13 protein-coding genes are annotated in these 12,158 nt (G+C 39.2%); 2 read left to right on the plus strand and 11 right to left on the minus strand.

Annotated features, from left to right (window positions below):
- Positions 1-21: 21 nt before the first annotated feature.
- The 8 genes from ACWNMY_RS01885 to ACWNMY_RS01920 form a co-directional block, all read right to left on the minus strand.
- Positions 22-1,401, minus strand: coding sequence for a sigma-54 interaction domain-containing protein (locus tag ACWNMY_RS01885; protein ID WP_449536593.1), 1,380 nt, complete (start codon positions 1,399-1,401; stop codon positions 22-24).
- A 65-nt stretch (positions 1,402-1,466) separates the two neighbouring features.
- Positions 1,467-2,318 carry a putative beta-lysine N-acetyltransferase gene (gene ablB / locus ACWNMY_RS01890; protein WP_449536594.1) on the minus strand — a complete coding sequence of 284 codons (852 nt, stop codon included), beginning with the start codon at positions 2,316-2,318 and terminating at the stop codon, positions 1,467-1,469.
- 36 nt (positions 2,319-2,354) lie between these two features.
- Positions 2,355-3,626, minus strand: a complete 1,272-nt coding sequence (locus ACWNMY_RS01895) for a peptidase (protein ID WP_449536595.1) — start codon at positions 3,624-3,626, stop codon at positions 2,355-2,357.
- Between the two features lie 20 nt (positions 3,627-3,646).
- Complete coding sequence (locus tag ACWNMY_RS01900) at positions 3,647-4,309, minus strand: 3-oxoacid CoA-transferase subunit B (protein ID WP_449536596.1); 663 nt, start codon at positions 4,307-4,309, stop codon at positions 3,647-3,649.
- Positions 4,294-4,986, minus strand: coding sequence for a CoA transferase subunit A (locus ACWNMY_RS01905; protein ID WP_449538367.1), 693 nt, complete (start codon positions 4,984-4,986; stop codon positions 4,294-4,296). The genes ACWNMY_RS01900 and ACWNMY_RS01905 overlap by 16 nt, the downstream gene beginning before the upstream one ends.
- Before the next feature lie 19 nt (positions 4,987-5,005).
- The gene (locus ACWNMY_RS01910) at positions 5,006-6,361 is read right to left on the minus strand and encodes an aspartate aminotransferase family protein (RefSeq protein WP_449536597.1); all 1,356 of its coding nucleotides are present in this window, start codon (positions 6,359-6,361) and stop codon (positions 5,006-5,008) included.
- A 698-nt stretch (positions 6,362-7,059) separates the two neighbouring features.
- Complete coding sequence (locus ACWNMY_RS01915) at positions 7,060-7,968, minus strand: NAD(P)/FAD-dependent oxidoreductase (RefSeq protein WP_449536598.1); 909 nt, start codon at positions 7,966-7,968, stop codon at positions 7,060-7,062.
- Positions 7,969-8,310: 342 nt separating this feature from the next.
- The gene (locus ACWNMY_RS01920) at positions 8,311-8,442 is read right to left on the minus strand and encodes a YjcZ family sporulation protein (protein WP_449536599.1); all 132 of its coding nucleotides are present in this window, start codon (positions 8,440-8,442) and stop codon (positions 8,311-8,313) included.
- Between the two features lie 212 nt (positions 8,443-8,654).
- On the opposite strand from ACWNMY_RS01920, the gene ACWNMY_RS01925 reads away from it, so the two are divergent.
- Positions 8,655-9,827 carry a M20 family metallopeptidase gene (locus ACWNMY_RS01925; protein WP_449536600.1) on the plus strand — a complete coding sequence of 391 codons (1,173 nt, stop codon included), beginning with the start codon at positions 8,655-8,657 and terminating at the stop codon, positions 9,825-9,827.
- A 135-nt stretch (positions 9,828-9,962) separates the two neighbouring features.
- Here the strand turns inward: ACWNMY_RS01925 and ACWNMY_RS01930 are convergent, their stop codons facing one another.
- Both ACWNMY_RS01930 and ACWNMY_RS01935 read right to left on the minus strand, forming a co-directional pair.
- The gene (locus ACWNMY_RS01930; protein ID WP_449536601.1) at positions 9,963-10,331 is read right to left on the minus strand and encodes a DUF1801 domain-containing protein; all 369 of its coding nucleotides are present in this window, start codon (positions 10,329-10,331) and stop codon (positions 9,963-9,965) included.
- A 42-nt stretch (positions 10,332-10,373) separates the two neighbouring features.
- Positions 10,374-11,081 (minus strand): DNA alkylation repair protein, encoded by a 708-nt coding sequence (locus ACWNMY_RS01935; protein WP_449536602.1) that lies wholly within the window; start codon positions 11,079-11,081, stop codon positions 10,374-10,376.
- A 105-nt stretch (positions 11,082-11,186) separates the two neighbouring features.
- Here ACWNMY_RS01935 and ACWNMY_RS01940 point away from each other — a divergent pair, with 105 nt between their 5' ends.
- A complete protein-coding gene (locus ACWNMY_RS01940; protein ID WP_449536603.1) occupies positions 11,187-11,558 on the plus strand; it encodes a VOC family protein in 372 nt (123 codons plus the stop codon).
- A gap of 116 nt (positions 11,559-11,674) precedes the next feature.
- On the opposite strand, the gene ACWNMY_RS01945 is transcribed toward ACWNMY_RS01940, so the two are convergent.
- Positions 11,675-12,070 (minus strand): VOC family protein, encoded by a 396-nt coding sequence (locus ACWNMY_RS01945; protein ID WP_449536604.1) that lies wholly within the window; start codon positions 12,068-12,070, stop codon positions 11,675-11,677.
- Positions 12,071-12,158 lie beyond the last annotated feature (88 nt).

The following is a 12,158-nucleotide window of genomic DNA, read 5'->3' on the forward strand; positions in this document are numbered from 1 at the left end:
AGGAGTTTATTAAAAAATGGGCTATTTATGTTTTAATTTTTGTAATTTATATTGTAAAGTTTGACGAGGTATTTCCAATAGCTTGGCGGCCTGATTAATATTGCCACCAGACTTTTCCATCGCTGCAACAATTAACGCTTGCTCTGTCTCACTCAACGTTTGCCGCAATGGTCGTACTGATATCCCCGTTATCTCAGGGGTAGTATACTCCACAATATGATTTGGCAATTGCCTCTTTGTTAGCGTTTCACCCTCTGCCATAATCATCGCATGCTCGATTATATGCTTTAATTCCCTCACATTACCTGGCCATTGATACCTACAGAACAACTGTAGAACTGCTTCATCCACCCTTGAGACATGCTTTTCGAAACTGTGATTAAAAATGGATACAAAGTGATCTACCAAATATGGAATATCCTCAATTCTGTCTTTTAATGGAGGAATATCTAGCGAAAACACGTTCAATCGATAATACAAATCAGGACGTAATTCCCCCGCCTTCACACATTCAAGAGGATATTTATTTAATGCAACAATCACTCTTACATCAACCTGAAGAGCCTTCGGGCTACCAATCCGGCGCACCAACCCATCCTCTAGGACACGCAACAAACGGGATTGCAGCTCTAATGGCATCGAATTAATTTCATCTAAAAAGAGTGTGCCACCATGAGCTATCTCGAATAACCCTGCTCGATCAACTGCCCCGGTATAGCTTCCCTTCACCGTTCCAAACAAAATGCTTTCAAGCAGACTTTCTGGTAGTGCAGCACAGTTTTGAGCGATAAATGGTGCCTGCCTGCGTGCCGAAGCATTGTGTATCGCTTGAACGAGAAGCTCCTTCCCGGTGCCCGTTTCCCCATATACTAGAACAGTAGATGATGAGTTTGCGACCTTTGCTGCTTGATCCTTTACATGGTTGAACCGCTCATTTTTCGTCAAAATGTCTGTAAAGGTGTATTTTGCTCCGTAAAGTTCGTGTGGTTTTTTTGAAACACCCCGAACTTTAGATTGAAGATCCAACAATTTATTTGATAAGTCCTTTATCTTCGAATAATCTTTTCCAATTTCAACGGCCCCGATAAAAGAGCCTTCGATTTTTATTGGAAGAGTGGTATTAATTGTATCAATTAGTTTTCCCCGTATATTTTTATAGGTTTGGGGAAGATGAAAAATCGGCTCCTTGGTTCGAATCACCTTTAATAGTGTGCTAGAATCCTCAGTTAAGGAAGGAAAAACCTCAAGAAGATGCTTCCCAAGGACCTCTTCCTGACTCAACCCATCATGCTGTGCAGCAACCTGGTTATAGAAGATGGTGATTCCCTCTTCATTTACAACATGAATTGCTTCATCAATACTATCTAAAATGGCTACGACTAATTCTTCACCGATTTGCAAGCTTCCCCACCTCCTTTTTGCTATGATGAATTATTGGCACACTACGCCGAAAATTTGGCATTTCATTATTTAGATAAGTCCTTCACCCACACATTCATATCTTCAATTTTATCGAAAATATAACAATTATTTGTGAGTCTACCCGTATACGAGTACCCAAGTTGGTAAAAGCTTTTATTCATTCCATATGAAAGTGCTCTCGCAATCGAGTACGCACAATATATTCCATTTTTGACTAACTCTTTTTCTAATTGTGTCAATAGTCTTTTCATTAAGCCATGCTTTCGATAAGCATCCAACGTTGCACAGTCGGTTAGTTCCGCATTATGAAAAGTAGAATTCACATCTGCAGAAGCAGCGCTCACAATCACACCGTTATCTTCAACTACATAAAAAATAGTCGTCTCCTTCATGGCTTGTTGAATATATGTTGGATTGTTTAAGGGTGTAGGGTAGATCTGAAAAACTGTACTATATAAGGATGCAAGCTCAGTGGCATCTTCTTGAGTTGCCTTACGGATTAAAAATTTTGTATCGGTAGTAAGATTTTCTTTTGATCCACTCAGAATAGCGTTAATGATATTTTCTTCTTCCATCCATTTTTCGCTATTTCGTCTCACATTTGTTAAATACTTGGTTAAAAAGTAGGCATCACTGCCATTAAAATATCTCTGAACCACCGCTTCTATCATGAAGCCTTTCGCCATAAAATCAAACAAGTCTTCACGTCTAGCCATACAAATGATTTTTTCAAATGAATGATCCTGTGCAAGCTCATACATGTCGTCCAGTAAAGTCAAAAGATCGCCACGATACTCTAAAACTCTGAGTCTACGGTTGAAATAGTCTAGTACGATATTTGCTCGATATGTAGCTTCTTGTAATTGTTTGTTTTCACTGTATTTTTCATTCGACAACTGTAAACCTCCTAGGTACCCTTTTCATCTATCATATCATTCCTCTGAAACTTCACACCATGCCAAAATGGTCTGAGCGATAATTTCAGCTGCTTCAAACATTTTCTCAAGCTCAATATATTCATTTGGATAATGGGCTACTTCTGTTGTACCAGGGCCAAATACAATGGTTGGAATATTTCCAACAGCAGTTAAGAGTCCACCATCTGTTCCCCATGGAGAGGCTTCAATAATAGGCTCTTTTCCTTTTACTTGTTTAAAACTATCCTTCACTACTTTCATTAATTCATGGTCAAGGTCTATGGTACTCGGTACCCATCTTGCACCAAACCACTCAAGTTCGACTGGGTGCTCATGAAACCAGGAATCTATCTCAGGTAATTTTGCTAACCATCTCTTCATTTCGGATTTTGCATGTTCAATCGTTTCATCCGGTGCCACACCAATCCTACCCTCAATTGTCACAATATCAGGAACAGATGACGGCCACGTTCCCCCTTTAATTTTTCCGATATTTATCGGTACAGGGATTGGTGTATTTTTATAAAGCGGGTCAGAAATTGCACCATTCCGAATCATTTCCAGCTTAAGAATATGGTTGATGACAGTCATACTTTTCTCAATGGCACTTACGCCTTCATATCTAGTTCCACCGTGTGCAGATCGTCCAAATGTACGTATTTCAAACCATAAGGAACCTTGTTGTTTTGGAAATATCTTCATATTGGTTGGCTCAGGGATAATCGCACCATCTGCTTTATAGCCTTTGATGATTGCTGCTAGAGTTCCAGCACCACCGCTTTCTTCCTCGATCACACTTTGAAATAGCAGATCCCCTTTTAAGCGAATCCCTGACTCTTTAATTGCTTGGATGGCTAAAAGCAACGCAACATTTCCACCTTTCATATCAGTGGATCCGCGTCCATATAATTTACCATCCTTAATCTCAGCCGAATAAGGGTCTACATCCCAATTTGTTAGGTCCCCCTCTGGCACCACATCGATATGACCATTGAGTAGAAGTGATTTCCCACCCCCCGTACCCTTTAGGACACCTACAACATTGGGGCTATCTATGAAACTTGTTCGTGGAGAAACAAAATATGGATGCTTTAAAAGCTCCGTGCCATTCGGTTCCCAAATATCAATTTCCATTCCAAGCTGACGACATTTTTCAATCACAATTGCTTGTGAAGACCGTTCATTGCCTTGAAGACTAGGTTCCTGTACAAGCTTTTTTAAAAGGCGTATGCCCTTTCCTTTGTTATCTCGAATCCATTTTCGAACCGTTTTGGTATAGTCACTCAACGTATCTCCCTCCTTTTTTGTTAGGATATATGTGAGATTGTTTCATCCCACTTTAATTTTGCAGATGTATTTTCAATAACATCTTCTACCGAATATGGGGTCATCACCTCTATCAGGTGAAGGCCATCTTCCTCCACCTGAATGACAGCCATATCTGTAATGATTAGGTCCACACAGCTCTTTGATGTTAATGGGAGACTGCATTCTCTCACAATCTTTGAATTTCCGTGTTTATCAACATGGTTCATGACCACAATAACCTTCTTTGCCTTCTGTGCAAGCTCCATCGCCCCCCCCATACCCGGGACACGTTTTCCAGGAACAATCCAGTTAGCAAGATCGCCTTTTTCACTGACTTGGAGCGAGCCTAGAATAGTGATATCTATATAGCCTCTGCGAATCATACCAAAAGCTATGGAACTATCAAAATAGGAGGAACCAGTTATGGTTGTAACAGGATAACCGGCAGCATTACAAAGATTCTCATCCTCTTCCCCTCTCTCTGGGCTTGGTCCAATTCCCAAAATCCCATTTTCTGCATGGACCATAACATTCATTCCCTCAGGCAGGTGATTGGGTACGAGGGAAGGAATTCCAATTCCTAAATTGACAATCATACCATCCTTAATTTCCCTTGCTGCTCGTCTTGCTATCCGGTTCCGAATATCTATTCCCATACCCATTTCCAGTTCACCCCTTTGCTTTTGATAATCATATCAACATAAATTCCGGGCGTTATTATTTCTTCTGGATCAAGCTCTGACAATGGAACAATTTCTTCAACTTCGGCAATAGTAAATTTACCCGCCATTGCAACAAGAGGATTCATGTTTCGTGCACTTTTGTCATAGACAAGATTTCCGAATGGATCGGCTTTCTGCGCAAAAATAATCGAAACATCTGCGGTTATTGGGGTTTCCAAGAGATAATCTTTGCCATCAACTGAAATAATTTGTTTGCCATTTGAGACAATTTCATTGTCTATACCCACATCTACTAAAACCCCACCAAGTCCCACACCACCCGCACGGATTCGTTCCGCCAATGTGCCTTGTGGAGAAAATTCAATTTCCATCTTCCCCTCTGTCATTAGCTGTCCTGCAACAGGGTTTGAGCCAATATGGGAGACGATGCATTTTTTGGCATGTCCTCGACTAACAAGTTTCCCGATACCTATATTTGGAAAACCAGTGTCATTTCCAATTAATGTTAAGTCTTTTACCCCTTTATCCAGCAATCCATCAATAAGAGTGGGCGGACTTCCAATACCACCAAATCCCCCAAACAGTAAGGTCGTACCATCATTAATATGTGTAAGTGCTTCTTCTAAGGTTGAAATTTTATTGAAACGATTCTCAATCACTTTTATCACCTCCAATTTATGCAGGTAAAACCCCTTTTCCTTTTAAGTCTGTTTCAACGTCTGTCAACGTTTTGTCGAGAAGACCTATTAAGTCATCAATTTGATCACAGGTTATGGTTAATGGTGGAGCAACAAGAATAGCGTCTCCACCAACACCTTCAATTCCAGCAGTTGCTGGATACAATAAGAGTCCATTTTTTTGCCCCTGATTCACTATAAATGAGGTTATATCCAATTCCTTTTTAAAAGGAAACCTTGTGATTATGTCTGACACAAACTCTATGCCACACATGAGCCCTTTACCCCTAATATCTCCAATAATAGGAAACTTTTTCTTTAATTCTAGTAATTTTTCAATTAAATACTTTCCATTTTTTTCTGCCTTTTCTACTAAATTATGAGATTCAATATACTCCAATACACGTAACGAGACAGCAGCTGACTGTGGGTTCGCGCTATAGGTGTGCCCACTCATAATCAGCTTCGATCCAGCTTGAATTGGTTCCATTACCTTTTCACTTACAAGAGTTGCCGCCATTGGGGTATAGCCTGCGCTCATCCCTTTCCCGAGGGTGATAATGTCTGCCTGTGTATCCCAATGCTCTAATGCAAACATTTTTCCAGTCCTGCCTATCCCCGTCATGACCTCATCTGCAATAAATAATATTTGGTGTTTATCACATAGCTTTTTAATAACCTGGTAGTATCCTTCAGGCGGTACAATCGCTCCTCCAGCCGCACCGATGATTGGCTCCGCAATAAACGCTGCAATATTCTCGGAACCAATTCGATTAATCGCTTGTTCAAGCTCTGTCGCACACATAAGGTTGCAAGTTGGAAAGGTTGTATGATAGGGACATCGAAAGCAATACGGTGGTTGCAGGGTTGGATAATCCTCAAGCATGGAGACAAATCGTGCACGTCTTCCAGTATGACCAGACATTGACAGTGCGCCGATTGTAATACCGTGATAACTCATCCACCGTGATAGGATTTTATTTTTCCCTCTTATCCCTTTTTCCTGCCAATATTGAATCGCGATCTTCATCGCCGTCTCTGTTGCTTCAGAACCGCTATTCACAAAAAAAGACCAGTATTCACCGCCCTTTGCTAGGTCACTCAGCTTCTTTGCTAATTTTTCTGCAGGCTCACTGGTGAACTGTGATCGGTAGACAAAGGATATTTTATGTGCCTGCTTATCAATTTCTTCAATGATTTCCTTCACGCCATGGCCAATGCTAGCAGTTATGGCTCCTGATGAACCATCGATGTATGTTTTTCCGTCCGTGTCATATAAATAGATTCCATTTCCATGGCTTATCATCGGATACTCTTTATCCAATAGTGGCTTAATTAAGCGGGTCTCCTCCATCGTAAACCCTCCTTGCCGTAGTGGTGTAGCATTCAACATCTGTCTCGGTACACGCTCATTGGTTTTCAGGTCGACCATGTACGGCTAAATCATTCTTACGATACACGCTCACCGATTTTAATACAAAACTGTAATACATAGCGCCTCTTGCGGTACACGATAACCAGATTTATGAACCTGCATGTATCGCGAGACTCCTCTTACCATACATGCTCAACACGTTTTCGAACTAGCGTGTACTGAGAGACAACTTTTGCCGTACACGCTCGCCGATTTCTGGATCAAGCATGTACCTCTAGACACCTCTTGCGGTACATGATAACCGAATTTATGAACCTGCATGTACCGCGAGACTCCTCTTACCATACATGCTCAACACGTTTTCGAACTAGCGTGTACCTCTAGACACTCTTGCGGTACACGTTCACAGATTTCTGAAACTAGCGTGTACTGCGATACACTACTTGCCATACACGCATACTGCTTTTTTGAACGAGCTGTACAGCTAACCCGTTATTGCCTCACACAATAAAAGCTTTTAAGTCGAGCTTGTTACGATAAACCATCACTTTAGTACACGTTTACAATTTCCAAGACGTAGCTTGTCACAAACACATTTCTAGTCTCACTAAATAAAAAGCCTAATAGTACATCATATGTATGAAGGGAGTGATAATTTCGTCAAACTAGAGGTTTATTTAATCTTGTAAAAGGCTTTTGTGTATCCAAATGGCCGCCTGCATTCCATCTCCCATAGCAATAGTGGTTTGCTCTGAATGAACCGTAATGTCACCTGCAGCCCACACATATTCAACATTCGTCTTCTTTGTTCGAGGGTCGACGATAATATGTTTATTCTCTGTTCGCTCGATGCCAAGCTGGGTAGCCAATTCCGAACGGACTTCATTACCTCCAAACCCCATAAATCCACGATCTCCATCAATCACATCACCACTCTTCAACCTAACACCAACAAAATTGGCAGTTTCCTCTTTTAACATGATCTCCTCAACATCGTCTTGTATTTGTGTAATCCCCTTTCGTTTTAGCTTTGTGATCGTATCATTATCAAGCTTATTCCAATCATGATTGATAAAAGTGATATCCTTTGTAAAATAAGCTAAAGTGAGTGCCATATTTGCACCAGGCTTACCAGAACCAATGACAATCACATGTTTGTCCACAACTTCGTACCCGTCACAATCAGGACAAACATAAATGGTTAGCCCTAAGCATTTGTAGATGTTTTTAATCGGTGGAATATTGTCCTTCACACCTGTTGCTAAAAGTAATCGTCTAGCAGTATATGTATCACCACCACGACAATGCAGTGTAAAGTCACTACCCTCTTTTTCAACTTTTATAACTTCATTATTGATAAAATCTACCCCATAGTTTTCTGCTTGCATTTTCCCTAAATTACGAAGAGTTTCCCCACTTACACCATCTGGCCATCCTAATATATTGTGATAACACCTACAAATAGTGGATCGACCGTCATTTGAATCTATTACAGCTATCTTATGTTTATACCGTCCTAACTGGATGGCAGCTTGTAAACCAGCAATGCCTCCGCCTACGATAATCACATCATATCTTTTATCCATGTGCTCACCTCAATCAAAAATGCCTTGACGAATTTTTGCTTTTTCTCCACACTTTTAGTCCGAAAAATACCTTATCATAGATATGTTCTTGAACTTTTCTTTCAAATTACCTTTACCTATTCATCCACCGCTTAAAAAAGAGGCAAATTTCTATCCAATTAGTTAAAAACTGTTACCGCTTATCTTTTGTTTCAACATCTGTAATCTATTCATGAATTGTTAAATCTAAACAAATTTCAATCCATAATTGAAGAGGGTTCCTCTCACTTATTTGTAAGAGGAACCCTTTTATAAGAACGTTTGTAGGAAGCCTATCCTTAGAAACGTACTACCTTCGTATTTTTATCGTACGTATGAAGCACCAACAATTATCAATAAGATAAACAGTACAACAATTAATACGAAGCTGTTGTTATTTCCAAAATCACCATATCCATATCCGTGTCCGCAATGATCATGATATCCGTAATGCATAGTGTCATCTCCCTTTCTTTCTATTTACACTGTTAAGATATGAGCCTATGGGTTGTACTGTATGTGCTAGTGCCTAGATTTCATAAATTTTTATTTTTAGAGTGTGATTGTTATACAAATATAGTATACTAACCTAAGAGTTTAATTGAATTTTTATTCCTTACGATTTATAATAATCCATACATATTATTTTTTCAGAAAGCAGGGTAAACATGAAATCAGACATACTAGCAGCAATCGAAGCAAATAAAGAACGTTTTTATGAAATTAGCACTTATATCGGGGCAAACCCTGAACTCGGGCACGAGGAATTCAAGGCTTGTAAAATACTTACGGATGAACTTTCAAACCATAACTTTGATGTAGAAATTGGGACTGCTGGCCTCCCTACTGCATTTAAAGCTACTTTTGACAGTGGTAAACCTGGTGCATCAATTGGAATTATGTCAGAGTATGACGCACTACCTGATTTGGGACATGCTTGTGGCCATAATTTAATTGGAACAATGGGTATTGCAGCAGGGATTGGACTAAGCAAAGTTCTGCAGTCAACTGGCGGAAAAGTGATTGTATTTGGTACTCCAGCTGAGGAAACTAAGGGTGGAAAAGTAACAATGGCTGAACAAGGTATTTTTGACCAACTTGATGTTGCAATGATGGTTCATCCGCTAAGCCAATACGAAAAAAGTGGTCATTCACTTGCAATGGATGCGATTCAATTCGAGTTTTTTGGTAAAGCAGCACATGCAGCAGCAAGTCCACACGAGGGAATAAATGCACTCGATGCAGTTCTTCAACTCTTTACAAGCATCAATGCCTTAAGACAACATATTACATCTGATGCTCGCATTCATGGAATTATACCAGAAGGTGGCAAGGCCGCTAATGTTGTTCCTGATTACGCGGTTGCACAATTTTATGTTCGCGCTGCCTCACGCTCTTATGTTAATGAGCTTGTTGAAAAAGTAAAGAAATGTGCAGAAGGTGCTGCCCTACAGACAGGTGCTTCTGTTGAATTCTCAAACTACGAATTTTCGTACGACGACATGATTACAAACGAAGCACTTTCTTCTGTTTTTACTGATACTTTAATTGAACTAGGAATTAATCCTGAAGAAATCCAGGAACGTTCAGAAGGTGCAGGTTCACTTGACATGGGAAATGTAAGTCAAGTTGTTCCTTCGATCCATCCTTACATTAAAATTTGCGATGAACCATTTGCATGCCATACACATGGTTTCCGTGAAGCAGCCTTAAGTAACCAAGGAAAAGAAGCGATGATTCTTGGAGCAAAAACGATGGCACTTACAGGTTATGAAATCCTCACAAACCCTGAAACTCTTGAGAAAATAAAAAAAGAGTTTGTAGCAAAACAAACCAAATAATAATCTAAGGGATCGTTCAAATTGAACTGTCCCTTTTTCTATTTAACAATTAATATGTTAAATTAGAGCATGTAATAAAAAATCTAATGACAATAATAGGTGCAACTCCAGTAAAGGAGTTTGCACCTAAGGATATTACTTCTCATTCAATTCAACTGCTTCCTTCACTAGTAAAATAAAAGCTTCTGGTTGTATTTCATCCATTTTTTTAATCTTTATATGCCTCATTGTTTTTCCAGATCCTTGTAGCAATGAATTTGGGTCCTTTTCTTGGAGTTCATTCCCTTTATGAAAGCCAAAATTCACATGTTTCTTTGAGGCTTGCAGGTAACATACTAAACCATTAAAAGAATAATTAGGCATTGACCATTTAAACTCTTCTACTAGATTTGGAGATGAAGTAAGGATGATCTGTCTTAGCTCTCTAGTAATGTCCTTAATATCCTCAGGCAAAGCTAAAATATATTGGTCAACTGCTTCAATCCTTCTACCTTTTTCTGACATTCACTATCACCTTTTTCGTATTTGAATTGGTTGTGTAAAACGTTAACAAATACACGTCTTTCGCTTCAACCCAACTCTATTTTTCTGTTCAACTTTCTTAATATAATCGGATGCAAGAGGAACCTTACATGCCGTATTTCCTACATCTACATGGACTTTCCCTATGTATTCAGCTACTTCCTTTGCTTCGTCACTTAATTCTTCCACATAGCAGCCGACAGACATCACAAACCCATTCATTACATAACGCACCCGATTTCTTTCTTCATGAATGGCACGTTTCACCTGCTGTAACAATGTTCTTATTTCCTCTTTATCCAGCTCTTCATCTGGTGTTATTGATAAATAATTAGAATATGTACTCCAACCACAAACTGCAATCATTTCTTCCTCTGAACTCATCCACTCTCTTGCCAATTCAAGTGCAAACTTACTCTCAGCCGCTACTTGTGCAACTGTATATTCTGCAATCATATACCAATACGCTTTCTTAGCCCAATCTTGTAACGTCTCCTTTGATAGAAGCTTTGGATTAACCGAAAGACCAGCCAAATACATGGCATCATGATTACCTGAATTAAATAATTGTAATACTAATTCTTGATCCTTTTTCACAAACTTGACTAGCTTTTTCATATCCCCTATTTTTACGCCATAAAAGGGTTCTCTCACTCCATGATTCTGATAGATTTGCTTTGTTTGCTCCGAACCTAATTCTTTCAGATTTTGCATAATTTCTTCATATGTCATCTTGATCATCCTCTCCATAAAGATCATTACTCTATTTTAATAGGCTGAATCTTGTGTATTTTAATGTACTCCTTTATAGTAAAAGAAAAGATTGGAGGAGAACATATGAAACTTGGTGCATTTTCCGTTAGTTTAACTGTGAAAGATATTGCCAAATCAAAGACATTTTACGAAAACCTCGGTTATCAAACCTTAGGTGGTGATTTATCTCAAAATTGGCTTATTATGAAAAATGAAAACTCTATTATTGGTTTATTTCAAGGTATGTTTGATAAAAATATTTTGACTTTCAATCCTGGATGGGATGAAAATGCTCAAAATCTAGAATCATTTACTGACGTCCGTGACATTCAAAAGCAACTCAAAGAAAAAGGCATTCAAATGCAAAAGGAAGCAGATGAATCAAGTGAAGGACCTGCTTATTTTACTATTGAAGATCCCGACGGGAACCTTATCCTTGTAGATCAACATAGGTAAAAAACAACTTTTACATACTTGACTTTAAAACATAAATAGAGCCTTCCGACACGTAGTTTTACACTTTATGTGGCGAAAGGCTTCTTACCTATTTTGGTCTACATAAATGTGAAAGTCTACTTCGCATTCTCATCTGGTTGATGAATTCCAAATACATTACCTTCGGTGTCTACATAGTAGCCTTGCCATGCCATCCCTGGTAGAGCATATTTCGGTAATGCCACCTTACCGCCTCGATCCAAAATTTTCTTTTCAGTAGAATCGTAATCTTCTACGCCCATTGTACAAGCATATCCATTCAACGCTTGATTTGGTTCAGGAGGAGCACTTTGGCGTTGCATTAAAGCACCATTAATTCCCGGCTGACTTTCATCTCCCGTCACAGCTCCAAAATAAGGCATTCCGGCATAGTCTGTCCAGTCTTCAAATGACCATCCAAATACCTCACCATAAAACGTCTTAGCACGATCCATATCGTCTACATGAATTTCGAAATGCACCAATCTTCCCATCATAATCCTCCATCTTAAAACAAATTTTTTCGTACTAGTATGTATATTCTACTTAATATCCGATACACCTTCACCATTATTGGAATAA

Source organism: Ferdinandcohnia sp. Marseille-Q9671 (genome assembly GCF_976954385.1).